The 25,241-nt window shown below is 68.4% G+C and carries 21 protein-coding genes and 1 pseudogene; 7 read left to right on the top strand and 15 right to left on the bottom strand.

Features of this window, described 5'->3' with window-relative positions:
• Nucleotides 1-6: 6 nt before the first annotated feature.
• The 4 genes from FZ938_RS16610 to FZ938_RS16595 all read right to left on the bottom strand — a co-directional run bounded on the left by FZ938_RS16610 (nucleotide 7) and on the right by FZ938_RS16595 (nucleotide 2,778).
• Entirely contained in the window at nucleotides 7-1,386 is a 1,380-nt protein-coding gene (locus FZ938_RS16610; RefSeq protein ID WP_149199582.1) for an acetyl-CoA carboxylase biotin carboxylase subunit, read from the bottom strand.
• A gap of 5 nt (nucleotides 1,387-1,391) precedes the next feature.
• The gene (locus FZ938_RS16605; RefSeq protein WP_014189242.1) at nucleotides 1,392-1,628 is read right to left on the bottom strand and encodes an acetyl-CoA carboxylase; all 237 of its coding nucleotides are present in this window, start codon (nucleotides 1,626-1,628) and stop codon (nucleotides 1,392-1,394) included.
• A gap of 71 nt (nucleotides 1,629-1,699) precedes the next feature.
• The gene (locus tag FZ938_RS16600; protein ID WP_149199581.1) at nucleotides 1,700-2,485 is read right to left on the bottom strand and encodes a 5-oxoprolinase subunit PxpA; all 786 of its coding nucleotides are present in this window, start codon (nucleotides 2,483-2,485) and stop codon (nucleotides 1,700-1,702) included.
• 20 nt (nucleotides 2,486-2,505) lie between these two features.
• On the bottom strand, nucleotides 2,506-2,778 hold the full coding sequence (locus FZ938_RS16595; RefSeq protein ID WP_149199580.1) for a hypothetical protein: 273 nt from the start codon (nucleotides 2,776-2,778) through the stop codon (nucleotides 2,506-2,508).
• Between FZ938_RS16595 and FZ938_RS16590 the strand changes: the two genes are divergently transcribed.
• Nucleotides 2,761-3,672, top strand: a complete 912-nt coding sequence (locus FZ938_RS16590) for a LysR family transcriptional regulator (RefSeq protein WP_149199579.1) — start codon at nucleotides 2,761-2,763, stop codon at nucleotides 3,670-3,672. The two genes, FZ938_RS16595 and FZ938_RS16590, sit on opposite strands and share 18 nt — an antisense overlap.
• Nucleotides 3,673-3,760: 88 nt before the next feature.
• Nucleotides 3,761-4,159, top strand: a pseudogene (locus tag FZ938_RS16585) (IS6 family transposase); the annotation flags it as partial.
• 282 nt (nucleotides 4,160-4,441) lie between these two features.
• On the opposite strand, the gene FZ938_RS16580 reads toward FZ938_RS16585, so the two are convergent.
• From FZ938_RS16580 to FZ938_RS16550, 7 genes are read right to left on the bottom strand one after another with little or no spacing between them, the layout of a single operon-like run.
• Nucleotides 4,442-5,566 (bottom strand): M24 family metallopeptidase, encoded by a 1,125-nt coding sequence (locus tag FZ938_RS16580; RefSeq protein WP_174757486.1) that lies wholly within the window; start codon nucleotides 5,564-5,566, stop codon nucleotides 4,442-4,444.
• Nucleotides 5,563-6,774, bottom strand: a complete 1,212-nt coding sequence (locus tag FZ938_RS16575; protein WP_149199578.1) for a M20 family metallopeptidase — start codon at nucleotides 6,772-6,774, stop codon at nucleotides 5,563-5,565. Before FZ938_RS16575 ends, FZ938_RS16580 begins: the two co-directional genes overlap by 4 nt.
• A 19-nt stretch (nucleotides 6,775-6,793) precedes the next feature.
• The gene (nikE, locus tag FZ938_RS16570) at nucleotides 6,794-8,380 is read right to left on the bottom strand and encodes a nickel ABC transporter ATP-binding protein NikE (protein ID WP_149199577.1); all 1,587 of its coding nucleotides are present in this window, start codon (nucleotides 8,378-8,380) and stop codon (nucleotides 6,794-6,796) included.
• Nucleotides 8,377-9,207, bottom strand: coding sequence for an ABC transporter permease (locus tag FZ938_RS16565; RefSeq protein ID WP_149199576.1), 831 nt, complete (start codon nucleotides 9,205-9,207; stop codon nucleotides 8,377-8,379). The genes nikE and FZ938_RS16565 overlap by 4 nt, the downstream gene beginning before the upstream one ends.
• Complete coding sequence (locus FZ938_RS16560; RefSeq protein ID WP_042698287.1) at nucleotides 9,200-10,147, bottom strand: ABC transporter permease; 948 nt, start codon at nucleotides 10,145-10,147, stop codon at nucleotides 9,200-9,202. Before FZ938_RS16560 ends, FZ938_RS16565 begins: the two co-directional genes overlap by 8 nt.
• Before the next feature lie 4 nt (nucleotides 10,148-10,151).
• Nucleotides 10,152-11,738, bottom strand: a complete 1,587-nt coding sequence (locus tag FZ938_RS16555) for an ABC transporter substrate-binding protein (RefSeq protein ID WP_149199575.1) — start codon at nucleotides 11,736-11,738, stop codon at nucleotides 10,152-10,154.
• Nucleotides 11,735-13,108, bottom strand: a complete 1,374-nt coding sequence (locus FZ938_RS16550) for a M20 family metallopeptidase (RefSeq protein WP_149199574.1) — start codon at nucleotides 13,106-13,108, stop codon at nucleotides 11,735-11,737. Before FZ938_RS16550 ends, FZ938_RS16555 begins: the two co-directional genes overlap by 4 nt.
• Before the next feature lie 125 nt (nucleotides 13,109-13,233).
• Between FZ938_RS16550 and FZ938_RS16545 the strand changes: the two genes are divergently transcribed.
• Nucleotides 13,234-13,962, top strand: coding sequence for a GntR family transcriptional regulator (locus FZ938_RS16545; RefSeq protein ID WP_149199573.1), 729 nt, complete (start codon nucleotides 13,234-13,236; stop codon nucleotides 13,960-13,962).
• 272 nt (nucleotides 13,963-14,234) lie between these two features.
• On the opposite strand, the gene FZ938_RS16540 is transcribed toward FZ938_RS16545, so the two are convergent.
• From FZ938_RS16540 to FZ938_RS16530, 3 genes are all read right to left on the bottom strand, one after another.
• Nucleotides 14,235-15,686 (bottom strand): aldehyde dehydrogenase family protein, encoded by a 1,452-nt coding sequence (locus FZ938_RS16540; protein ID WP_211101081.1) that lies wholly within the window; start codon nucleotides 15,684-15,686, stop codon nucleotides 14,235-14,237.
• Nucleotides 15,687-15,815: 129 nt separating this feature from the next.
• Nucleotides 15,816-16,766 (bottom strand): LysR family transcriptional regulator, encoded by a 951-nt coding sequence (locus tag FZ938_RS16535; RefSeq protein ID WP_149199572.1) that lies wholly within the window; start codon nucleotides 16,764-16,766, stop codon nucleotides 15,816-15,818.
• Nucleotides 16,766-17,449 (bottom strand): UbiX family flavin prenyltransferase, encoded by a 684-nt coding sequence (locus tag FZ938_RS16530; RefSeq protein WP_425529370.1) that lies wholly within the window; start codon nucleotides 17,447-17,449, stop codon nucleotides 16,766-16,768. Before FZ938_RS16530 ends, FZ938_RS16535 begins: the two co-directional genes overlap by 1 nt.
• A gap of 335 nt (nucleotides 17,450-17,784) precedes the next feature.
• On the opposite strand from FZ938_RS16530, the gene FZ938_RS16525 reads away from it, so the two are divergent.
• From FZ938_RS16525 to FZ938_RS16510, 4 genes are all read left to right on the top strand, one after another.
• Nucleotides 17,785-19,515 carry a thiamine pyrophosphate-requiring protein gene (locus tag FZ938_RS16525; protein ID WP_246458133.1) on the top strand — a complete coding sequence of 577 codons (1,731 nt, stop codon included), beginning with the start codon at nucleotides 17,785-17,787 and terminating at the stop codon, nucleotides 19,513-19,515.
• A complete protein-coding gene (locus FZ938_RS16520; protein WP_246458131.1) occupies nucleotides 19,515-20,768 on the top strand; it encodes an alpha-hydroxy acid oxidase in 1,254 nt (417 codons plus the stop codon). Before FZ938_RS16525 ends, FZ938_RS16520 begins: the two co-directional genes overlap by 1 nt.
• A gap of 108 nt (nucleotides 20,769-20,876) precedes the next feature.
• Nucleotides 20,877-22,283, top strand: a complete 1,407-nt coding sequence (locus tag FZ938_RS16515) for a sodium:solute symporter family protein (protein ID WP_149199569.1) — start codon at nucleotides 20,877-20,879, stop codon at nucleotides 22,281-22,283.
• Nucleotides 22,284-22,369: 86 nt separating this feature from the next.
• The gene (locus FZ938_RS16510; RefSeq protein WP_211101080.1) at nucleotides 22,370-23,812 is read left to right on the top strand and encodes a UbiD family decarboxylase; all 1,443 of its coding nucleotides are present in this window, start codon (nucleotides 22,370-22,372) and stop codon (nucleotides 23,810-23,812) included.
• A 201-nt stretch (nucleotides 23,813-24,013) separates the two neighbouring features.
• On the opposite strand, the gene FZ938_RS16505 is transcribed toward FZ938_RS16510, so the two are convergent.
• The gene (locus FZ938_RS16505) at nucleotides 24,014-25,198 is read right to left on the bottom strand and encodes a porin (RefSeq protein WP_246458129.1); all 1,185 of its coding nucleotides are present in this window, start codon (nucleotides 25,196-25,198) and stop codon (nucleotides 24,014-24,016) included.
• Between the last annotated feature and the right edge of the window lie 43 nt (nucleotides 25,199-25,241).

Genomic DNA, 25,241 nt, shown 5'->3' with positions numbered 1-25,241 from the left:
GTGCTCCTATTGCGCGGCCTTCGGGGGATTGAATGCAGGGTTCCCGGCCAGCCAGCCTTCCAGGAACCGGGTGTGCGCCTTGCCCGTTCGGACATCCGGATCGGCGGCCAGCGCCTTGTGCAGCGGCACGGTGGTCTTCAGTCCAGTGAGGGTGAAGCCCTCCAGTGCCGCCGCCATGCGGTCGATGGCTTCGTCCCGCGTTGCGCCATGGACGATCAGCTTGCCGAGCAGGGAGTCGTAGAAGGGCGGAACCGTATAGCCTTCATAGACCATGCCGTCGAAGCGGACCGCCGGATCGGCGGGCAGCGACAGGTGTTCGACGGTGCCGGGACTGGGCAGGAAACCGGCGGCCGGATCCTCGGCATTGATGCGCACCTCGATCGCGTGTCCGGTCCGCGTCACCTGATCCTGGGTGACGGGCAGCGGCTCGCCCCCGGCGATGCGGATCATCGCCGCCACCAGATCGATGCCGGTGATCATCTCGGTCACCGGATGCTCGACCTGGATGCGGGTGTTCATCTCGATGAAGTAGAAGGCGCCGGTCGGCTCGTCGTAGAGATATTCCAGCGTGCCGGCGCCGCGATAGCCGACGCTTTCGGCCAGCGCCACCGCCGAGGCGCAGAGCCGCGCACGGGTGGCCTCGTCCAGGCAGGCGGCGGGTGCCTCCTCCCACACCTTCTGACGGCGGCGCTGCAACGAGCATTCGCGCTCGAAACAGTGGATGGCGCGGGTACTGTCGCCGAGAATCTGCACCTCGATATGGCGGGCATTCTCGATCACCCGTTCCAGATAGAGCCCACCGTCGCCGAAGGCAGCCTGTGCCTCCGACTGGGCCTGCGGGGCGAGGCGGCGCAGCTCATCGGGAGTCTCGGCGATGCGGATACCGCGCCCGCCCCCGCCAGCCGCCGCCTTGATCATCACCGGATAGCCGATGGATTCCGCGGCGACGAGTGCCGCATCGACATCGGCGACGCGGCCCTGTGATCCAGGCACCACCGGCACCCCGGCGGCGATGGCCGCCTCGCGGGCGGCGGCCTTGTCGCCCATGCGTCGGATGGTGTCGGCCTTGGGACCGACGAAGACCATGCCGAAGCTCTCGACCATCTCGGCGAAGTCGGCATTCTCAGACAGGAAGCCGTAGCCGGGATGGACGGCGTCGCAGCCGGCCTTCCGCGCCGCGGACACCAGCCCCGCCGCATCGAGATAGGAATGCCGGGCGGCCGGGCGGCCGATGCAGACGGCCTTGTCGGCCAGCTTGACCGCCAGCATGTCGCGGTCGGCTTCGGAAAAAGCCTGGACCGTCTCGATCCCCAGGCTCTTGGCGGCGCGGATGATCCGCACCGCGATCTCGCCGCGGTTGGCGATGAACAGGCGACGGATCGTCATTGCCGTCAGCCTTCCAGCTCGACGAGGACGGCGCCGGCCATCACCGGCTCCTCGTCCTCCACGGCAAAGCTCAGGATGGTCCCGGCGACGTCGGCGCGGATCTCGTTGAAGCTCTTCATCACCTCGACGAGACCGATGACGTCGCCCGGCTCCACCCGGTCGCCGACCTCCTTGAAGGGTGGCTGGCCGGGGGCGGGGCGCCGATAGAAGGAGCCGGGAAGGGGGGAGCGGATCTCGGGCATCGAAACATTCCTTCTTCAACGGGCAGTCTGGGGCGGGCCATCTGGGGCGGGACTGGAAAGACCGGATGATGTCAGCGCTTCTGGGCGACCAGATCGGCGGCCGCGACGATGCGCAATCCTGCGTTCAGCAGGGCATTGCGCACGGCGGTACCGATCGCAAGCGCGCCCGGCGTGTCGGAGTGGAAGCAGATCGAGTCGAAAGCGATGTCGATGTCGTCGCCCTCCACTGTCCGTACCTTGCCGTCGCGGCAGGCGCGGAGGCATTTGTCGGCGACCTCCGCCGGGTCGAGCGGCCGCATCCGGCGGGCGAAGACGATGGAGCCGCTGCGGTCATAGTCGCGGTCGGCATAGAATTCGCGGATGACCGGCAGGCCGGCCGCCTCGGCGACGGCACAGGTCTTCGACACGTCCATGCAGAACAGCAGCGTATCGGGGCTCGACTTCAGCAGCGCCTCGACCATCAGGCGAGACAGCGTCTCGTCCTTCGCCGCTTCCATGTAGAGGGCGCCATGCGGCTTGATGTGCTGCAGCCGGGTACCGTGGCGGCGGGCGAATTCGCGCAGTGCGCCGACCTGATAGAGGATGTCGTTCACCAGTTCTTCGGGCTTGGCCTGGATGACGCGGCGGCCGAAGCCCTGCAGGTCGCGGTAGCCGGGGTGGGCGCCCAGGGCCACGCCGCGCTCAACCCCCAGCCGCACCACCCGATCCATCAGATTGGGATCGCCGGCATGGAAGCCGGTGGCGACATTGGCCGAGCTGATGAGGTCCATCAGCGCGTCGTCGGAGGCCTCGCCGAGCGTCCACTGGCCGTACCCCTCGCCGAGGTCACAGTTGAGATCGACCATTGTACGAGCCAACGCCTTACTCCCTTGCTTGCTTACGGAACCGGGGCGCTAAGCCCCAGAGATGAGTCTGTGGAATGGCTGCCTTGCCATATGAGCGTATGTTGTTCCCTGTTCTTTGCAATTTCTAATTTATGCGATTGCTTTATCTGTTTTTCTGCGGTCAAAATCCGCCTGATAATCAGGCAGATCAGCAGAATCACGCCGGTACTAGGCTGGATGCTCCTGTGCAGGATTTGTGCATATTCTGATTTTTCGATATCAGCCCATGTCAAAATCCGGGGTTCAACATGCTGAATTTCCGCCATGTGAAATATTTCGTCGCTACCGCCAATCTGGGGCAGGTGTCGCGGGCGGCACGCGAGCTGTCGATTTCGCAGTCGGCCATCACTTCGGCCATCAAGGAGTTGGAGGCGGAAGTGGGCGGGCGTCTGTTCGTCCGCACCGCACAGGGCATGGAGCTGACCGACACCGGCCGCCGCTTCCTGGCCGCGAGCCATCGCATCATGGCGAGCGTGGAGGAGGCGCTGCATCCAGCCGATACGGCGGCGGAGGTGGCCGGCAGCCTGTCCATCGGTGCCAGCTATACGGTTCTCGGATATTTCCTGCCGCAGCATCTGGAGCGGCTGGAGCGGCGCTACCCCAATCTGCGCATCCATATCCACGAGCTGACGCGCGAGATGATCGAAGACAATCTGATCACCGGCCGGCTCGACATGGCGGTGGTCCTGACCTCCAACATCAGCAATCCGGAGCTGACGACCGAAACGCTGATCGGAAGCCAGCGGCGCCTGTGGGTGCCGGCCGGGCACCGGCTGCTCGAACTTGATTCGGTGGGGCTGCAGGACGTGGCGGAACATCCCTACATCATGCTGACCGTCGACGAGGCCGCCCACTGGACCACCCGCTACTGGAGCGCCTCACCCTTCCGCCCCAATGTCCGGCTGCGCACCTCGTCGATCGAAGCCGTGCGCTCGACGGTCGCCAACGGCCAGGGCGTGACCATCCTGTCCGACATGGTCTACCGACCGTGGTCGTTGGAGGGCAAACGGATCGAAACCATCATCATGCGGGAGCGGGTTCCGGCGATGGACGTCGGCCTGGCCTGGCGGCAAGGGGTGGAGCTGACACCTGCCATGCGGCTGTTCCGCACCCACTTCAGCGAGGTTTATCAAACGCCGCAAAGTCGCATGCCGCGTTGAGCCGACATCGCCAGGATGCCCCCATCTGGCACCGTCAACTCGTTGACCACCCAGTTGCCGTGGCGGGCTGTGCGGAATATGGGACGGCATGACGACGCGCCGCGATCCCCGTTACGCCGGCTACCCCTATCCCGCCGAGATCATTGCGACGGCGGTTTGGCTGTACTTCCGCTTTCCGCTCAGCCTGCGGATGGTCGAAGAGATGCTGGCGGCGCGCGGCATCACCGTCAGCCACAAGACGGTGCGCCAGTGGGGCCGAAAGTTCGGCCCTGAGATCGCCGCCCGGTTGCGCCGCCGGGCGCCACGGCGGGGCGACAAGTGGCACCTCGACGAGGTCGTCCTGACTATCGGCGGCCGCAAACGTTACCTCTGGCGGGCGGTCGATCAGGACGGCTTCGTTCTCGACGCCCTGCTCCAGAGCCGGCGCGCCACCAAGGCAGCCAAGCGTCTGCTGCGCAAGCTGCTGAAAAAGCAAGGCCGGGCACCCCCCGGCCGATCTGCTCCGACGCGCTGAACGGAGTGTCTACAACCGCCCAATATATCGACTCGACATCACACTCTGCTTTCATTGCGATCGGGACGCGGCCCTTCGCTTCTTCCTGCGTGACGGCGTCCAGTGGCGCGACCTCCTGCCAGCGTATGGGCGTGCCTCGGGCTCGCTCCTGCGCCGACACCTGGTCGAATGGCGCACGACGACGTTGCTCCGCCGCGTCCATGTCGTCCCCGGCCGTATGGCGCGCTCTGAACTGCGGTTCAGGGTGACCAACGCTCAGCTTTGCATCGGTCGGCGCGGGCAGGCGGTCAGCCGGCGCGGACCAGTGTTGGTCACCAGGACGGTTTCGCTCATGGCCACGCCGCGCGCCGACGCATACATGTGGAACACCTGACCCGATTCCAGAACGAAGTCGGCTGCGGGGTGGAAGGACTGCGAGAAGTCGCTCGGCCGCGGCGTGCGGGCGTAGAGGCCCATGGCGTAGCCGGTCACGTTGCTGTAATCGGGCCGCAGCCCGGCGGCCACTACGGCCGTCCGCAACAGGGCATCGACATCGCGCGCCAGGGCCCCCGGCCGCATGGCGGCGATCTGCCGGTCCTGAAGCGTCGCTAGAAGGTTGAAGGTCTCGGCTGCTCCGGCCGGCGGGTCTCCGACGAAGACGGGCCGCATCAGCCGGGCACCATAGTTGCCGACCCGCGGTGTCAACTCGACATGCAGGATATCGCCCGGCATCAGCGTCCGGTCGAGACCGCTGCCGTGCAGGAAATCGACATGGCCGCCCGACACCAGAATCGGCCCAGGGCCGCCGTCGTCGGCACCAAGCCGGAGTTGTGCCGCCGCCGCCATCGCCGCCACCTCCCGCACCGTCAGGCCGGGATGGATGTTGCCTTCCAACCCCAGCATGCACTGGTCGGCGATGGCCGCCGCCGCCGCGATGGCATCGACCTCGGCGGCGAACTTGCAGGCGCGCAGACGGTCGCTCAGCCCCGGCAACGGAACGAAGCGGGCTTCGGGGAGCAGGTCGGCAAGGCGTTGCGCGGTGGCGACGGTGTGGCCGTAAGACATCGGATCGACGCCGATCCGCGCGCCGGCGAGGCCGCGCGCAGCGAGCGCATTCGCCACCGCGCCATGTGGGTCTTCATGGTCGTCGAATGTCGCCACGTCGCTGAACCACACCCCGGAGCGGCAGGGGCCGGCATCGATGGAGCGCAGGACGAAACAGGGGGTGCCGTCCATCGGCACGATGACGGCGCGGTAGAGCGTTTCCGACACGGTGTAGCCGCCGATCCAGGCGATCAGCTCGGCATGGTCGGCCAGGAAGGCATCGCAACCCGCGACCGCCATGGCGTCGCGCAGCCGGGCCATCCGCGGCGCGAAGCACTCGGCCCTGTCGCCGCTCATCCGCAGATTTCCATGATGGTCAGCATGTAGACGCGGATCATGTCGAGATAGTCGTCGATGTCGACCCGCTCGTCCGGCATGGTGTTGTAGCGTCCTCCCGGACCGCAGACGACGCCCTCCATGCCGCCGGCATGTTGCAGGTGGCCGGCGTCGGTGCCGTAGAAGCCGGGCGGGGTGATGGCGCCGGTCGGCTGGTCGGTGCCGCGCACCGCGCGGTAGGCGCGGTTCACCGCCTGCACGATCTGGCTGTCCTTCGCCACCTCGAAGGTCGGCATGGTCGGCGTGCCGCCGCGGTCCTCGGAAAACACTGTGGCCTTCAGCCCTGGGAAGCGCGCCTCCAGCGCCTTCAGTTCGCGCCGCAGGTCGGCCAGCGCCCCGTCCTCGCTCTGGCCGGTGGCATAGCGGGCCGAGCCCTTGATCCGCACGAAGTCGGCGACCTGCGGCGAGCGCCACTCGTGCAGTTCCTTGCCGAGCGCGCCGTGGACCACGCCGACATGGACGCGGTTGATCGTCGCGTGCTCCGGCGACTTGGCGCCGGACAGGGCCAGGGCGTTCAGTCGCGGGATCAGGTCGCAGGCGGCGGCGATGGCGTCGATCGCCTCGTCGCGCTTGGACAGGTGGCGGGTGTCGCCGACCAGCTCGATTACGAAGCTCAATGCCGCCGCGTGCATCGTCATCGCCTGCAGGTCGGTCGGCTCGCTGTTGATGAAACAGTCGGCGCGCAGCCCCTGGTCCATCAGCGCAAGCGTGCCGACACCACCCTGAAGCTCGCCAACCACATAGGTCAGGATGACGTCACCGCGCAACTTCACCCCGGCGTCCATCAGCGTCTTCACCGCGCAGAAATAGGCGGCGTCGCCCGCCTTCATGTTGGAGCAGCCGATGCCGTAGATGAACTTGTCGTCGATCTTTCCGCCCCAGGGATCGACGGTCCAGCCCTCGGTCACCGGGTTGGTGTCGATGTGGCCGTTGAACAGCAGGCTCTTGCCGCCGCCGGTGCCGCGCCAGCGGCCGACGGCATTCACCCGCCCGCCGGGCACCGGCGTCAGCTCCGCCTCCAGCCCCAGGCCCGACATCGAGGCGGCCATGAAGCGGGCCAGCTCGCGCTCCCCCTCGGTCTGGCTGTAGCTCTTGTGCTGGACCATGCGGGAGAGGAAGGCGAGGGCGGCATCGGTGTCGAGCCGGGCGAGAATCTCTGCGGTGTCCATGGGGGAAGTTCCTAGCGGGTCAGCCGACCGGGGTCGGCGAGGCGGCCATCAGGTCGCGCGTGTAGGGGTGGACATGGTCGGCGTCGACCGCGTCGATGGGCAGCAGATCGACCAGCTCGCCCCGGCGCATCACGGCGATGCGGTGGGCGATCTGGCGGATCAGGTTGATGTCGTGGGTGATGAAGAGGTAGGCAGCCCCGGTCTCGGCCCGCAGAGCCAGCAGCAGTTCGATGATCGAGGCCTGCACCGACACGTCGAGCGGGGCGGTGATCTCGTCGCAGATGACCAGCGACGGCCGGGCGGCGAAGGCACGGGCGATGGCGACGCGCTGCTTCTCGCCGCCGGAGAGCTGGTGCGGCCAGCGCGTGGCGTAGGCGGCCGGCAGCCGCACCTGTTCCAGCAGCCGGCCGATCTCGGCGCTCAGATTGGCTTGGCCGGTGCCGAACAGCTTCAGCGGACGGGACAGGATCTCCCCCACCGTCTGGCGCGGGTTCAGCGAGCCGTCGGGATGCTGGAAGACGATCTGCACCGCGCGGCGATAGGCGCCGTCCATGTCGCGGGCCGAGCCGATCGGCCGGCCGTCGAAGCGGATGCCGCCGGAGAAGTCGGCCAGACCGGTCAGCGCCCGTGCGATGGAGGATTTTCCGGAGCCGGACTCGCCGACGATGCCCAGGATCTCGCCGGCCTTGATGTCGAAGCCGACTGCCCTGGTCGCCGGCGGCGGGGGCGGACGGAACAGGCGCCGGCGGGTATAGCGGACCGAGACCGCCTCGGCGGCGAGCAGGACGCGGTCCCCCGGACGGTCGTGAACCAGCCGGTTTTCCGGGCGCGGCACCGCCGCCACCAGCTTGCGGGTTTCCTCGTGGGCGGGGCGGGCGAAGATCGAGGCGGCCGGCGCCTCCTCCACCAGCTGGCCTTTCTTCATCACCGCCACCCGGTCGGCAACGCGCGAGACCAGGGCGAGGTCGTGCGAGATGTAGAGCGCCGCGACCCCGGTCTCGGCGCGCAGCCGGGCGAAGAGGTCGAGGATACGGGCGCCGGTGATGACGTCGAGCGCCGTGGTCGGCTCGTCGAAGACGATCAGCTCGGGCCGGCAGCCGAAGGCGGTGGCGATCAGGATGCGCTGCTTCTCGCCGCCCGAGATCTCGTGCGGATAGCGCCGCATCAGCGCCTCGGGGTCGCGCAGCTCGACATGGCCCAGCAGTTCCAGCGCCAGATCCCAGGCTTCGCGCCGGCCAAGGCCGCGGTTGTTGACCAGCGTCTCCATCACCTGCCGGCCGACGGTCAGCGTCGGGTTCAGCGCGGTCGAGGGATCCTGGAACACCATGCCGATGCGCCGGCCGCGGATACGGGTCAGCTCGCGCGGCGGCAGGCTCCGCAGGTCGGTGTCGCCGAGCCGGATGCTGCCCGACAGCTCGCGGGCGTTCTTCGGCAGGTGGCGCATTATCGCCCAGGCCAGCGTGCTCTTGCCCGAGCCGGATTCGCCGACCAGCCCCAGCACCTCGCCGGGCGCGATGTCGAGGGTGATGTCCTGCAGGACCCGCAAGGGACGGCTGCCGGTGAGGTAGTCGAGCGTATAGTTGCGCAGGGAAAGGACTGCGGTCATCGTTCGTCCCGCGGGTTCATGGCGTCACGCAGCCCGTCGCCGAGCAGGTTGAAGGCGATGGCGGTCATGGCGATGGCCAGCGACGGCGCGATGATGATCCAGGGTGCCTGGTGGACGTACTGGCGCGCCTCCGCGACCATCAGGCCCCATTCGGAGGCCGGCGGCTGGGCGCCGAGGCCGAGGAAGCTGAGGGTGGCGAACAGCATCACCGCGAAGGAGACGCGGATCGTCGCCTCGATCACCACCGGAGCCATAACGTTGGGCAGCATCTCGCGGAAGATGATCCAGGACGCGCTCTCGCCGCGCACCGTGGCCGACTTGACATAGTCCTGGCCGCGCACGGTCAGCGCCACCGCGCGGGTGACGCGCGCCATGCCGGGGGCGAAGGTAACGGCGATGGCGATCATCGCGTTGCCGGCGCCGTTGCCCAGCGTGCTGACCAGCAGCAGGGCGAGCAGCAGGCCGGGCACCGCCATCACCGCGTCGATGGTGCGCATGATCGCCTCGTCCCAGCGCCCGCCGAGATAGGCCGAGGCGGTGCCGACCACCGCGCCTGCGACGGTGCCAAGCAGGGTGGCGGCCAGCGCCATCGGCAGGGTGGAGCGGGCGCCGACCAGCAGGCGGCTCAGCACGTCGCGGCCGAACTGGTCGGCGCCGAACCAGTTCTGGGCGCCGAGCGGACGGAAGCGGCCGAGGAAGTCCATCTTCTCCGGGTCGTGAGGCGCCAGCCAGGGGCCGAACAGGCAAGCCGCGGCCAGCACCGCCAGCAGGAGCAGGCCGATGGCGCCTTGCGGCGTGCGCATCAGCCGACGCAGCAGGTCAGTCATAGCGGATCCTCTTGTCGAGGACGGCGTAGGCGACGTCGGCCAGCGTGTTGGCGACGGCGTAGGTCGCCGACATGATGAGGGCACCGGCCTGGATCGATGGCAGGTCGCGGGCGGTGACCGCCACCATCAGCTGCCGGCCGATGCCGGGAATGGCGAAGATCTCCTCGATCACGATGATGCCGCCCAGCAGATAGCCGACATCCAGCGCCACGATGGTGACCACCGGCAGCAGCGCGTTGCGCAGGGCGTGGCGGACCAGCACCGTGCGTTCCGGCAGCCCCTTCAGCCGTGCGGCGCGGATATAGTCGCTGTGCAGCACGTCGAGCGTTTCCGACCGCACCATGCGGGCGACATGTGCCACCAGGATCAGCGAAGCGGTCAGCACCGGCAGGGCCAGATGCCGAACAGCGCCGCCGAAATCCTCCAGCGGCGAGACGTAGCCGGTGGCCGGCAGCCATTGCAGGGTGTCGGCCAGCAGCATGGCGAGCAGCGTCGCGGTGACGAATTCCGGGAAGGAGACCCCGAGATAGGAGATCAGCCCGGTCGCCATGTCGGCCAGCTTGCCCTGGCGCACCGCCGCCACCATGCCCAGCGGCACGGCGATCACCAGCATGACCAGGATGGCGGCGACGGCCAGCAGAAGCGAACGGCCGAGCGCCGTCAGCATCTCCGGTCCCACCGGCTGGCCGGTACGCATCGACAGGCCGAAATCGCCGGTCGCGGCATGGCCGACCCAGCGCAGATACTGCCACCAGATCGGGTCGCCGAGGCCGAGGCGCTCGCGGATCGCGTTCAGCGCCTCGGCGGTGGCGTTCTCGCCCAGCAGGGTGACGGCGGCGTCGGCCGGCAGCGCCTGGGTGATGCCGAAGACCAGCACCGACACGATGAAGACCGTGTAGAGGATCAGCGCCAGCCGCCGCAGGAGCCAGGATGCGCTCACGGACTCAACTCCGCTTGGGCGCAGCCGCCCCGAGCGAGACGAAGTCGAGGCGGAACACCGAGCCGCGCGGGTGCAGGTCGTAGCCCTCGACGTAATCGCGCCGTGCCGCCAGCAGGTCGAAGAAGACAGGGATGACCGAGGGCACCTCGTCATGCATCAGCTGCTGCGCCTTGGCATAGAGGGCGGCTCGCTCCGCCTCTTCGGTCTTGGTCCGCGCCTCGGCGACCAGGGCGTCGAAATCCTTGTTGTTCCAGCGCGTCTCGTTCCAGGCGGCGTCGGAGGTGTAGAGCAGCGAGAAGACCGCGTCGGCGGTCGCCTGCATGTTGTAGAAGCCGACGTAGAAGTTGCCCTTCTTCCACACCTGATCCAGATAGGTGGCGTGCGGCATCGTCTGCACCTGGATGCGGAAGCCGGCGGGCTTCGCCATCTCGCGGATGGCGACCGCCAGCTCGGTGCGGGTGCCCGGCTTGTCCGACGCGATCATGGTCAGGTCGACGCCGTTCGGATAGCCGGCCTCGGCCAGCAGCTTCTTCGCCTGGGCGAGGTCGGCCTTGCGCAGCGGCTGCTCGCGGTGGAAACGGTAAGCCGGGCTGATCGGCGTGTCGTTGCCGGGGGTGCCGTAGCCGCCGGCGACGAAGCCCACCATCGCCTCGCGGTCGACGGAGAGCGCCAGCGCCTTGCGGACGCGCGGGTCGGAGAAGGGCTTCTGGTCGCAGCCCATGTTGACGTTCAGGAACTGGCCCGACGGCACGCGCAGCGCCTTGACGCCGGAGGCCTTCTCCAGCCGCTGGTATTCGCCGGGGGCGGTGCCCAGCATCAGATCGATGTCGCCGGAGATCAGCGCCGAGGCTTCGGCGGTGCGGTCGGGATAGACCAGCACCTCGACCCGGTCGAGATAGGGGCGCGCCGGGTCGTAATAGGCCGGGTTGCGCTCCACCACGATCTTGCGGTCGGGTTCGAAGGAGACCAGCTTGAACGGCCCGGTGCCGACCGCGCTGCGCGACAGGCTGTCGAGATCGGTCTCGATCACCTTGGCCGGGACGATGCGGGCGTTGGTGTAGGCCAGCGCCACCGGCAGGTCGGCATAGGGCGAGGTCAGGCGGAACAGCACGGTCCGCTCGTCCTTGGCCATCACCTCCTTGATCGGGCCGACGTTGGTGCGGCCCGGCGAGGCGGTCTTGGGATCGAGGATGGCGGTGAAGGTGGCGACCACGTCTTTCGAGGTGCAGGGCGACCCGTCATGGAAGGTCAGGCCCTGCCGCAGGATGAAGGTCCATTCGGTCAGCGTCTGGTCGGGCGACCAGGATTCGGCGAGGTCCGGCTCCACCGTCATTCCGGCGGCGAGCCGCGTCAGGCCGGAATAGAGCAGCTCCGCCACCAGATATTCCGGGTTCACGCGGGTGCGCAGCGGGTGGATGACGCTGGCGGCCTGATCGACCGAGATGCGCAGCACGCCGCCGCGGCCCGGTGTAGATTTGGCTGGGGCCGACTGGGCGAAGGCCGGTGCCATGCCCGTCAGGCCGAAGGCGGGCAGGGTGCCGAGGCCGGCGGCGGTCCCGGAGAGGAAGAGGCGGCGGGTCACGGAACTCATCGGTCGGACTCCTTCTGCGGGCCGCGGACCGGGGTCGGCACGGCGTTCGGATCGGTCTTTTCGGGGATCAGGTCGGGGGCGAAGCCGGCGGCCAGATAGGCCAGCACGCTCTGCGCCAATGCCACGATGTCGGCGACGGTGGTGTGTTCGTCGGGGGAGTGGACGTTGCGCTCGGGCCGGCCGAGCCCGGTCAGCAGCACCTCCTGCATGCCGGTGCGCTGGACCCAGCCGAAGTCGGAGCAGCTGGCCGCCCCCCAGGCGCGGAACTCGTCCGGGCGGTAGCCGAAGCCGGCCGACAGCGCCGCCTGCCAGCGCGGCCAGTGCGGCCCGGTCGGGTCGCCGGTCGGGGCGAGATGGCCGACTAGTTGGATGTCCACCGCGATGTCGGGATTCCCGGCCATCGCCTGGGCAATCGCCGCCTCGATCTCGGCCCGCGCCTCCTCATAGTTCTCTTCCGGAGCGTAGCGGCGGCAGACCAGGATCTCGAACAGCGAGGGGACCTGGCCGCCGCAGATGCCGCCATGGGCGGCGGCGATGTCGAGCCGGGCGGCCAGCGGGCCGGAGGCGGTCGGCGGCGGCGGCAGGGCCGAGGTGCGTTGCGCCACCACCGGCTTGAGGTCGGTCAAGGCCTGGAGCAGCGGCAGTGCCGCCTCGATGGCGTTGGCGCCGGAGCCGGAGCGGTTGCCCTCGCCGGCATGGACGGTGTGGCCATGCAGCCGGATCAGCAGGTTGAACAGGCCGAAGCAGCCCGCCCAGATGCGCGGCGCCGCACTGCCGTTGAAGTTCAGGACATGCCCCTTCAGCAGCCCCTGTTCGGCGAGGTAGCGCACGCCGGGATAGAGCCCGCCCTCCTCGTCGGTGCAGAACAGCAGCATCGGGTCGTAGGCCAGCGGCAGGCCGCAGGCCTCGGCGGCGCGCAACGCCAGCAGCACGGCGGCGATGGTTCCCTTCATGTCGGCGGCGCCCAGCCCGTACAGCCGGTCGCCGTCGCGGGTCAGGCGGAGCGGGTCCTTGTCCCAGCCGGCGGCGGCGGGCACGGTGTCGACATGGAAATACAGCCCGAGAACCGGCTTGCCCGTCTCCCGTTCGCCGATGAGATTGGTGCGCCGTCCGGACGCCGGCCCGCCGGGCACCCGCCACAGGGCATCGGGGACGACGACCCGGCTGGAGCGGAAGCCCAGCGGGGCGATCAGCTCATCCATCAGGTCGGCAAAGGCGTCGTAGCCGGCACCGGGAGGAAAGGACGTGTCGACAGCGATCATACGGGCGAGATCGGCCACGGCGGGTTCCGCGGACCGCGCGATCCAGGCCATCGCCGCATCGAGGGAGTCGTCACCGGTGGGCCGGCCGTTTCCATGCCGATTGTCCATGACATGCTCGCTGTTTTCTATATTCTATAAAGAAATGTGACCGGCGCACAAATCTTTGTCAATCGTCAAGATTCAAGCAATTTCTGGCTATTTTCGAGGCGGTAGTGAGCAAAAAGACGGCAAACATGGCGGGTGACCTGCCGATCCCGCTCTACGAGCACGTCAAGCGCCGCATGGCGGAAGCCATTCTGCTGGGCGAATGGCCGCCCGGCATGGTGCTGCCGGGCGAGGTCGCGCTGGCCGCGGATTACGGAGTTGCGGTGGGAACGATGCGCCGCGCGATGGCCGACCTGACTGCGGACGGCATGCTGATGCGCCGGCGCAAGACCGGGACGGTGGTCACCGGGCGTACGCCGCAGCACAGCCTGCGCTTCTTCTTCCAGTATTACCGCCTGCATGGCGGCGACGGCCGGCTGCTGTCGTCCGAGGCGGTGGTGACGGATATCTCGCGCAGCCCGGCCACCGCCGGCGAGGCCGCGCTGCTGGGCGAGGAGCCGGGCGAGCCGCTGATCCGCATCCTGCGGCTGCGGCGGGTGGATGGGCGGGCGGTGATGCGCTCCCACATCGCGCTGGTGGCCCGCCGGGTGCCCGATTTCCCGCTGGACCCGTCACTGGTGCCGCAGCGGCTCTACCTCCATCTGCTCGACGTTCACGGCATCCGCATTTCCGCCGTGCGCGAACGGGTCTCGGCCGGGCTCGCCACTGCCGAGGATCGCGCCGACCTCGGCGTTCCCGACCCGACGCCGCTCCTGGTCATCGACGAGGAGGCGTTCGACCAGACCGGAACCCTGACGATCATCAGTCATCACCGCACGCTGACGGATGATCACCGCTATGTGAATGAAGTGCGGTGACGGGCGTGATGGGGCTTACCCATGCGGATCCGCCCATTCATACATGCCGGTCCGCCGCGTCCGCATCTGGACGGGGCTGAGGGGAGCGACGTCACCTTCGCTGCCATAGACCGGGGGGAAGGGGAAATCGATGAGCCGCCGTACCCGTTACCCGGCATCGACCGGATAGGCAGGCCCGCCCTATTGCCCTCATGGCCGACGCGTCCATTCGCCCAACTGCCGGTGCGGTATCCTGTCGCCGGTGACGTTCCCCCCGGTTTCCCGACACGCGGTCAGCCGATGGTCCCCACCATCTGACAGATGTGCTTGAGCTCCGTGAAATCGGCGAAGGCATCGTAGCCGTGCAACCGGCCAAGCCCGCTCTGCCGGTAGCCGCCGGTTTCCGCCTCGGCGAACAGGCGGTTGTGATCGTTGATCCAGACGGTTCCGTTGCGCAACGCCCGGGCCATGCGCAGCGCCCGGGCGCCGTCGCGGGTCCAGACGCTGGCCGACAGGCCGAACGCCGTGTTGTTGGCCTTGGCCACCGCCTCCGCCTCGGTCTCGAAACGCTCCAGCACAACGAAGGGACCGAAGATCTCGTCCTGGCAGAAGAAGGCGGACGGGTCGTCGTGCGCCACCAGCGACGGGGTGAGGAACGACGCGGCGGCCGGGGAGTCCTTCGGCACGCCGCCGCGCAGTAGCACCTCGTCACAGGTATCGAAGGCCCGTTCGACCTGGGTTTGCACTTGGTCACGCGCCGGCCGGTCGATCAGCGGCCCCATCCGTATCGCCGGATCGAGGCCGTTCCCCACCGTCATGGCCGCCAGCGCCGCCCGCAGATGAGTCTTCATCGCGTCGAAGGCCGATGCATGGACCAGCACCCGGCGGGCGGCGGTGCATTGCTGGCCGGAGATGATGGTGGCGGCGGTGGCGATACGCGCCGCGGTCTCCGCCGTATCGGTGTCGGGGAAGACGACGCAGCAGCTCTTGCCGCCCAGTTCCAGTGATAGCTTCTTCATGGTGTCCGCCGCCGCGACCATAATGCGCTTGCCGGTGGCCGTCGATCCGGTGAAGCTGACCACGTCGACCAGCGGCGAGTCGACCAGGCGGGCGGCGGCGGCATGGCCGGTCTCGCTGACCATGTTGCAGACGCCGCGGGGCAGGCCGGGGACCTCGGACAGGGTGCGGAGGAAGGCGGCGGTCAGCAGGGTGGTCTGCGCCGCCGGCTTGACCACGACGGTGCAGCCGCAGGCCAGTGCCGGGCCGATGGCCCGCGCCAGCAGCACCGCCGGCGCATTCCACGGAATGATCAGCGCCGCCACGCCGGCCGGTTCGCGCAGCATGGTGGACAGCACGCCCGGTTCGACCTCCAGCACATGGCTGGGGACATGGCGGGCGAGGCCGCCGTAATAGCGGATTTCCGAAATGGCGCCGGCGATCTCGCCCCGCGACTGGGCGATGGCCTTGCCGTTCTCCAGCGTCAGCAGGCGGGCGAGATCCTCGGCCTCGGCGTCGAGCCTGTCGGCCCAGCCGAGCAGGACGGATTGGCGCAGCCGCGGATTCTGTGCCCAATCGGGCCGATTGAAGGCCGCATGCGCGGCGCCGATGGCGGCGTCGGCCTCGGCGCGTCCGCCCTCGGCGGCATGGCCGACGACGCTGCCGTCGGCTGGATTGATGCTGGCGAAGCGCTCGGTGCCGGTCACCCACGCGCCGTCGATCCAATGCCGGCTGTCCAGATTGGTCACCGCTATCCTCCCATGCTTGTTGGACGTTTTCATTGCGGGGGGCGCGCGGGACCTGCGCGCTCTCCTTCCCACCGCCAGCTAATCCCTGGCGGCGGTGTCAAGGCAAATAGTCTATTCTAATCAATGAGATCACTTTGCCTGATGGCATTCGGCGGCAGCCCGGACGGCATCCAGATGCGCACCGGGGCGCGCCGCCTCGATCAGGCGTTCGTTCATGGTTTCCATGAAGCGGACGGCGGCAAGGCTAAGCGGCCGCCGCGGGTGGTGGAGCCAAGCGAGCGTGCGCACGATGGTCGGTTCCACGATCGGCGTCGCCCGCAGGGTGCCGTCGGCCAGACCGCGATGGACGGCGATGCTGGGCAGCACGGTGACCCAGTCGGTGCGCGCAACCAGTTCCGCGATGGAGATCAGGGTATCGATCTCAAGCTGCGGTTTCAGGTCGATGCCCTGCGCCTCGGCGGCCTGTTCCAGCACCGCCCGCAGCCCGTGCCGCTTGGACGGGATGACCAGACGGAACTGCGCGAGGTCGCTGAGCCGTACCGTGTCTGGCAGGGGAGGCGGTTGCGCGGCCCCGCTGACCAGCACCATCTCCTCGTTCAGGATGTCCGTGGTTTCCAGCGCCAGCCGCTTGCGCGGCCGGTTGATCACCGCGATGTCCAGTTGGCCCGAGGTCACCTGCTCCACGAAGGTGGCGGTGTAGCCGTCGGCGACGCTCAACTCCACGCTGGGGTACTGGTTGGAGAAGATCTCGATCGTCCGCGACAGCACCGACTGGGTGACCGAGGCGATCAGGCCAATGGAGACCTGGCCGGAGATGCGGCCGGCCAGATTGCTGATCTCCTGCTTGGCGGCGGCGATGTCGCGCAGGATCGGCAGGAACAGCCGGAACATGGTTCTGCCGGCCGCCGTCGGGATCATGCCCTGCGGGCTGCGCTCGAACAGCTTCTCGCCGAGTTCGGCCTCGAGCTTGGCGATCTGCATGCTCAGCGCCGGCTGCACGACGTTCAGCCGGCGCGCGGCGCGGGTCACGTTGCCTTCCTCGTACAGGCACATGAAATACTGGAGCTGGCGCAGGTCCATCAGACGCTCGCGCTCGGCTGATCGGCCGGGGCCTGGCGGGCGGGGGAACGGCCGGACCGGCGTGCGGTTTCGCCCCAGCGCCGCACCCGTCCGCTGTCCAGGTCGAACAGGTCCAACACTCGTCCGACCGTATGGTCGATCAGGTCGTCCAGCCCGTCGGGCTTTGCGTAGAAGGCCGGGACCGGCGGAGCGATGATCGCGCCCATCTCGGCCAGGGCTGTCATCGTGCGCAGGTGGCCGAGATGGAGCGGCGTCTCGCGGACCATCAACACAAGCCGGCGCCGCTCCTTCAGCACGACGTCGGCCGCCCGGCTCAACAGGCCGGTCGTGGTGCCGCAGGCGATGTCGGACATGCTGCGCATGGAGCAGGGCGCCACCACCATGCCCATCGTCCGGAACGACCCGGAGGAGATCGAGGCCGCGATGTCGTCCGCCGGGTGGGCGACGCTGGCGAGCGCGCGGACTTCTGCGATCTTCCAGTCGGTCTCCATGGCGATGGTGACCTCCGCCGAGCGGGTCAGCACCAGATGCGTCTCGATGTCCAGCGCCCGCAGGGTCTGCAGCATCCGGATGCCGTACACCACACCCGAGGCGCCGGAAATGCCGACGATCAGCCGTTGCGGCACCGCGGGGCGTGGGCGCCCGTCCGGGTCTGTGCCGTGGTGCGGCATATCGGCGGACATCTCCATGGGTTGGCATCCTCATCCTGGTCGGGCGCCGCCCGCGGGTGGGGCGCATGGCTTGCCGTCGGACTATGGCGAAACCGGATCCCCATCACAAATAATGATTGGGAATGCTGATTATCATAAAAACTGATGGCAGTGAAACGGACGGCGGAAGTCTGCTGCATCCGGGGTGACGGCGATGGTCTGTAAATCCATCAGTCAGCTATGCGATCAAATCGGATGATCGGGCCGATGATTTTAAATTATTTGATTAGTGTTCCCAATCGCGCGACCTATGAAGCGGCGGAACGAGCACCGACGATCAGCCAATGCACGTTGAGGGAGTACAGTCCTTGGTCAGAAATCAATCGAACGCTGGCGAATCCAGAGAATTCGAGCAGAGCGCGTCGGATCTTTTCCTGACCCAGCTCTCCGCGTACGGTGTCGATTACTTCTTCGCCAATGGTGGAACCGATTTTCCGCCGATCGCCGAGGCGTTCGCCCGGGCGGCGGAATCCGGTACGGCCGTTCCGCGCCCCCTGGTGGTCCCGCACGAGAATCTCGCGGTCTCGATGGCCCACGGGGTCTACATGACCACCGGACGGCCGCAGGCGGTCATGGTGCATGTGAATGTCGGAACGGCCAACACCGTCAACGCGGTGCTGAACGCCAGCCGCGACGAGACCCCGGTGCTGCTGTTCGCCGGCCGCTCCCCCTACAGCGAAAGCGGCCGTCACGGCACCCGCACCCGCTACATCCACTGGGCGCAGGAGATGTTCGACCAGGGCGGCATGCTGCGCGAGGCTGTGAAGTGGGATTATGAACTCCATCTGCCCGAACAGGCCGGCGACATGGTGGCGCGCGCCTGGCAGGTGGCGATGACGGCGCCGCGCGGCCCGGTCTATGCGACGCTGCCGCGCGACGTGCTGGCCGATCCGATCCGGGTGTCCCGCCCCGATGCCGGGCGCCGGGCGGCGCCTGCCGCTCCCCACCCGCAGCCGGACGACATCCGCACCCTGGCCGACTGGATCGCCGACGCGGAACGCCCGCTGATCGTCACCCAGGGTGCCGGGCGTACCCAGGCCGGCTTCGACACGCTGGCACGGGTGGCGGAGCGGTTCGCCCTGCCGGTGATCTCCTTCCACCCGCGCTTCCTCAACATCGCTGCCGACCACCCGATGAATCTCGGCTCGCTGCCCGGCGGACTGCTGGCCCAGGCCGATCTCGTCATTGCGCTGGATGCCGACGTGCCCTGGATCCCGGCGCTGGAATCGCCTCCGGCGGGCTGCCGGGTGGTGCATGTCGCGACCGATCCGGCCTACACCCGCTATCCGATGCGCAGCTTTCCCGCCGACCTCTGTGTCGCCGGCGAAGCCGCCGACGTGCTGTCGGCGGTCGAAGCCTGCCTCGACCGTCACGAAGGGCTGGACCGCAAGAGGATCGCCGACCGCGGCGCGGCGTTGCGGGCGCAGTCGCGAGCGCTGGCCGCCAAGCGGGTGTCGGCCGACGCGGTGCCATCCGACGGCCGCATCGGTCCGGAATGGCTCAGCGCCTGCATCGGCGAGGCGGTCGGTCCCGACGCGATCGTCGTCAACGAATACCCCCTGCGGCTGGACCATTGCCCGCAGACCTGCAGCGGCACCTATTTCGGCCTCAGCGCCGCCGGCGGGCTCGGTTGGGGGCTGGGGGCGGCGCTGGGGGCCAAGCTGGCCAACCCGGACCGGCTGGTGGTGGCGACGCTGGGCGACGGCGCCTACATGTTCGCCAACCCGACGGCCTCCCATTGGGTCGGCGAGGCCCATGACCTGCCGGTGCTGACCGTCGTCTTCAACAACCAGCTTTATGGCGCCGTGCGCAACGCCACCATGGCGATGTACAGGACCGGCGTCGCCGCGCGCAGCGGCGGGCGCATGCTGGCCGACCTAAGCCCGTCGCCGGCCTTCGAGAAGCTGGTGGAGGCGAGCGGCGGCGTCGGCTTCCGGGTAGAGCGGCCGGAAGAGCTGCGCGATACCCTGCGCCGTGCGGTGGCGGTGGTGACGCAGGAGCGCCGTCAGGCGCTGGTCAACGTGCTGTGCGACTACTGATGTCGGCGCGCGATCCGGCCATGGAGGCGGCGACCGCCCAGATCACCCCGGCGCCACCCTCCGCTCCAGCTCCAAAGGCCGGCGCGGGGTGGGGCAGCGGCGGGTTGAGCAGCGAGGCGGCTCGGCTGCGCCGCCGCTTCCCCACCGTCGCCGATCTCGCGGCGCAGGCCCGGCGGCGGACGCCGCGCTTCGCCTATGATTTCGTCGCCGGCGGGGTAGGGGACGATCATGGGCTGGCGCGCAACCGCCAGGCGCTCGATGCCGTTCAGATCGTGCCGCGCTATGGCATCGACCTGCGGGGCGTGTCGACCGAAACCACGCTGTTCGGCCGCGGCTATGCCCTGCCGGTCGGGGTGGCACCGATGGGGTTGGCCGGGCTGCTGTGGCCGGACGCCGACGAGGCGATCGCCGCTGCGGCCCAGCGCGCCCGCATCCCCTACGTGATGTCGACGGTCGCCAACAGCTCGATCGAGCGCATCGCCCGCATCGCGCCGGACGTGTTCTGGTACCAGCTCTACAGTGTGCCGGAAAACGACCATGCGGTGTCGCTCGACCTGATCCGCCGGGCGCAGGCGGCGGGCGCCCACGCGCTGGTGCTGACGATGGACGTGCCGGTCCGTTCCAAGCGGGTTCGCGACGTGCGCAACGGCCTCGTCGTGCCTTTCCGTCCGACCCTGCGGACGGCATGGGACGTGGCGCGGGCACCGCTGTGGGCGCTGGCGATGCTGCGGCGCGGCCAGCCGCGTTTCCGCAATTTCGAACCCTATCTGGGACCGGAGGCCAGCACCGGGGATCTCGCCGGCTTCGTCTACCAGAAGATGACCGGCCCGCTGACCTGGGAGTCGGTCGCCCGCTTCCGCGACGCCTGGCGCGGCCCGCTGGTCGTCAAGGGCATCCTGCATCCGGACGATGCCGACAAGGCGGTGTCGCTGGGTGCCGACGGCATCCTGGTCTCCAACCATGGCGGCCGCCAGTTCGACGCGGCGCCGGCAGCCATCGACGCCTTGCCGCCGATCGAGGAGCGGGTGCGCGGCCGTGCCACCGTCCTGGTCGACGGCGCCATGGTCTCCGGCCTCGACCTGCTGCGCGCCCGCAAGCGGGGAGCCGCCGCGGCCTTCGCCGGCCGCGCCTTCCTGATGGCCTACGCCGCCGCCGGTGCCGACGGGCTGGACCATGTCGTCCGCCTGTTCACCGAGGAGTTCCGGACCGCCCTCATCCAGAGCGGAACCCCGTTTCACGACCCTGTGTCATAGCGCGCCAGCGCAAGGGCCGGCCTGCCTCATGGGCCGCCACACCCACCCACATGCCCGTAAAAGACCCCGATAAAGGGCGGGCCTTGCCATACCGGGAGGACATTCGCCATGGGCGCCAATTGGACCGCCATGTCGCTCGCCATCGCCTATATCCTGGCGATGGGCGTCATCAGCTATGCCGCCAAGCGCTTCGCCAACACCGCGCACAATTTCACCTCCGGCGGCACTACCTATCCGGCGCTGCTGGTAGGCTTCCTGCTGATGTCGGAGTTCATCGGCACCACCGCCAGCGTCGGCACCGCCCAGGCTGCTTACAAGTGGGGCATCTCGGCGGCGTGGAACCTCGCGGCGCTGGGCATCGGCTTCGTGTTCTACGCCTTCCTGTTCGCCCGCAAGTTCAAGGAGCTGGGCGAGAACACCATCTCCGGCGTGATGGCGAAGACCTACGGCAAGGGGACGAAGCTCGCCACCAGCATCATCATGATCGCGGCGCTGCAGATCGTCGCCGTCTCCGTCTACGCCAGCGGCGGCGCCGTGCTGGCCGGGCTTCTGAAGATCGACCGGGCGACCGCCATCGTCATCACCGGGATGGTCGCCGCGCTCTATGTCAGCATGGGGGGCATGCGGTCGGTCATCTACACCAACGTGATGCACGCGATCGTCAAATACATCGGCATCCTCGTCGCCACCGCCTTCGCCCTGTCGCAGGTCGGCGGCATGGGGGAACTGCGCGCCCGCCTGCCGGCCGAGATGTTCGCGGTCGACACCGCCGGCTGGCCGCAGATCATGGCCTGGATCCTGGCGGGAACCGGCGCCGTCTTCTCCACCCAATACGTGCTGCAGGCGATCAGCACCGTCGACAACGCCGCCAAGGCGCAGCGGGCCAGCCTCTACACCGCCCTGCTGCTGGTGCCCTTCGGGCTGGCGGCGGCGCTGTGCGGCATGTGCGCGTCGCTGCTGTTCCCGAAGATCAACGCGCTTCAGGCCTTCCCGATGATCGTGTCGCAGATGGACAGCCTGATGGCCGCGGTGGTGGTCGCCGGCCTCGCCGGCTCGCTGTTCGGAACGATCTCCGCCATCAGCATCGGTACGGCGACGCTGCTCTACAAGGACTTCTATCTGCCGGCCGTCCATAAGGCCGACGCGGTCACGGCCGCCGACTCCCGGGCGCTGATGTTCGTGCGGATCGCGTCGACCGTCGTCTGCCTGCTGCCGATCCCGCTCGCCATCTTCGCCCCCGACGTGCTGAAGGTCACCTTCCTGGCGAAGTCGCTGCGCCTGACCCTGGCGGTGCTGGTCCTCTTCATCTTCTACGCGCCGCAGTTCGGCACGCCGAAGGGCGCCCTCACCAGCATCCTGCTGTCGCTGGTCCTGACCATCGGCTGGTATCTGGCCGGCGATCCCTACGGCATCGACAACGCCTATGTCGCCCTGGTCATCCCGCTGATCGTGATGAGCGTCAGCCACCTGCCGCGCCTGATGTCCTCCTCCCGGACGATGCGGGACACCGCCTGAACCAGGGCCATGCCCGGCTCCTCCCCACACCTCTTGCCCGCCCCCTTGTCCGCATTGTCGCACCGTCCATTCCAAGGCAGACAGCCATGAGCAACCACGCCATAGACCGTTTCCCCACCCCGGCCCCGGTATTGTCTCCGGTCCCAGAAACGCGGAGCGCCGCCTACAGTCTGCGCGGCTGGCTCGATCGGCTGGAGGCGACCGGCCGCCTGACGGTGATGCGGCCGGGCGTCGGGCTGGTGCACCAGCTCGCCGCCGTCGCCAAGCGCCTGGACGGGACGACCGCCACGCTGTTCCCCCACCCCGACGGCCATTCCGGCACGGTGGTGTCGGGCCTGGTGTCCGACCGGGCCTGGATGGCGGAGGCGCTGGGGGTGCCGGGGGACGAACTGATCGCCCATTGCCAGCGCGCCGCCGCCGAACCCCTGCCCTGGCGCGAGGTGGCGGAGGCGCCGGTGCAGGAAATCGTCCACCGCGGCGATATCGATCTGACCCGGCTGCTGCCGATCCCGACCCACAACGAGCATGACAGCGGTCCCTACATCTCCGCCGGGCTGACCATCGCCCGTGATCCGGAGACGGGGGTGCAGAACGTCTCGATCCACCGCTGCCAGATCAACGGGCCGGACCGCATCGGCATCCTGCTGCTGCCGCGTCACACCGACCATTTCTACCGCAAGGCGGAGGCGAAGGGCGAGTCGCTGGAGATCGCGCTGGTGATCGGCGTCGATCCGGCTACGCTGCTGGCGTCCCAGGCCATCGTGCCGGTTGGCCAGGACGAATTGGAGATCGCCGGGGCGCTGCGCGGCGAGCCGTTGGATGTCGTGCGCTGCAAGACCAACCGCGTGCGCGTTCCGGCCCAGGCCGAGATCGTCATCGAAGGCCGGCTGCTGCCGCGGGTGCGCGAGGCGGAGGGGCCGTTCGGCGAATTCCCGCAATATTACGGCGAGCGCGCCGACCGCCATGTGATCCAGGTCGATGCGGTGACCCACCGCGTCCGTCCGCTCTTCCACACCATTGTCGGCGGCGGGCTGGAGCATCTGCTGCTGGGCGCCATCCCGCGCGAGGCGACGATCCTGGCGACGCTCCAGCGCAACTTCCCCAACGTGGAGGACGTCCATCTCTCGCTGGGCGGGGTCGGCCGCTACCATCTGGTGGTGAAGCTGCGCCAGACCCAGCATGGCGAGGCCAAGAACGTCCTGCTCGGCGCCTTCGCAGCCCATTATGACATCAAGCATGCGGTGGTGGTCGATCCCGACGTCGACATCCACAACGCGCGCGAGGTCGAATGGGCGGTAGCCACCCGGTTCCAGGCCGACCGCGATCTGGTGGTGGTGGGGAACAGCCAATGTTCCAAGCTCGACCCCTCGACCGACGACGGACTGGGGGCGAAATGGGGTGTCGACGCAACCATTCCGATTGGCTCGCCCGAGATGAAGTTCAAGCGCATCCGCGTTCCGGGCGAAGAGGCCGTCGATATCGACCGGCTGGCCGCCCCCGCCGCCGTCTGGCGCGCGGCGATCGAATGACGATGACGGCCACCCGGACCGCCACGCAGACCGTTGAGCTCAAAGGCAGTCCGGCCCCATTCGTCGGCCGTTCGATGTCGCACGGCTTTGCGGCATCGCCCGCCTATCCTGGGACATCGGATACATCACCCCCCGAACAGGCCGAGCTAAGATCCGCGTGAACCCCTGTCCGAACCGGGGCAAGATCGAGTGATCGAAACGCTAGAATGCCAAACGGGTGTCCAGCATCAGGATATGTGCCCGGTCGGTCAGATCTCCGCCGTTTGCCGCACCGCCGGACAGTGTCGAGCGGACATAGTCGTACTCCAGCCCCGTGGTCAGGCCGGGGGCCACGGTCCAGGTGACGCCGCCCTGCCAGATGTCGGCCTTGGCCGGCGTCGTCATGGTCGCCATGTCGTTGCCCTGCGCACGCATGTAGTTGGCGGCGAACATCAGGGGGCCGCTGAGATACTGGGCGCCGACGATCAGGTTCTGCTGGTCGCGCGACTGCGCGATGCCCTTGGCATAACCGCTGTCGCCGCTGTAGGCGTAGCTGACGCCGACTTTCGCCGGCCCGTAGCCGACATTGGCGCCGACATGGAAGGAGTTCAGATCCTCGAAGGACTGGCTGACGATGCCGTCGCTCTGCCGCACCGCCTTGCCGGTTTGGTAGAATGCGCTGGCCTCCACCGTCACGTCGCCGAAGGCGCTCTGGAAGGCGGCTCCGGCCTCGACCACGTCACGGAAGGCGAGCGCATCGCCCAGGGCATCGACCTTGCGGCGGTTGACCGAGGTGTTGGAATCGCCGGTCCGCGGGGTGTAGGACACTGCGGCCTGCAAGCCGCCGAAGCTGGGGCTGATGTAGATGAACTTGGTCCCGGTGTCGTAGGACACCAGTGTGCGCAGGCTGGTCGCGGCCAGCGGCAGGGCGGCATAGGTGGATGAGCCGTAGAGGAACAGCAGACCATTGCTGTCCGGGCTGCCGGCGATGCCTTCGGTGTTGGGGCCGATGATGCCGTATTCGTCCGACAGCCCGTTGACCACGCCGGCCTGCACCGTGCCGAAAGCGCCGTTGGCGTACAGATAGGCGCGGTCATTCTCCACCGTCCGGCTCGACACCGACGGATCGCCGTTGCCCGAGACCAGACGCAGCCGGGCGCCGTAGGTCAGCCCGTTGTCGGCGGTGGCCGACGGGGTGACGGTCAGGCGCAGGCGGTTGGCGAACTCGGTCGAGCGCAGCCCGCTGTCCTGCTTCTGGCTGACATAGGCGCCCTGGAAATAGGCGTCGCCGCCGATGGTCAGGCTGAATTCGGCCTCGGCAAGGGCCGGTGCTGCCTGAAGCGCGACGACGGCGGTGCCGGTCAGGGCTGCGGTGCGAAGGATGGAGAAGGAGTGCATCGGGCGCATGGGGATGATCATTCCGGGAATGGGCGGCGTGGGATGGGGTGGC

This window comes from Azospirillum oryzae, from assembly GCF_008364795.1.
GTDB classification, from domain to species: Bacteria; Pseudomonadota; Alphaproteobacteria; order Azospirillales; family Azospirillaceae; genus Azospirillum; species Azospirillum oryzae.
This window is presented reverse-complemented; position numbering and strand designations above follow the sequence as displayed.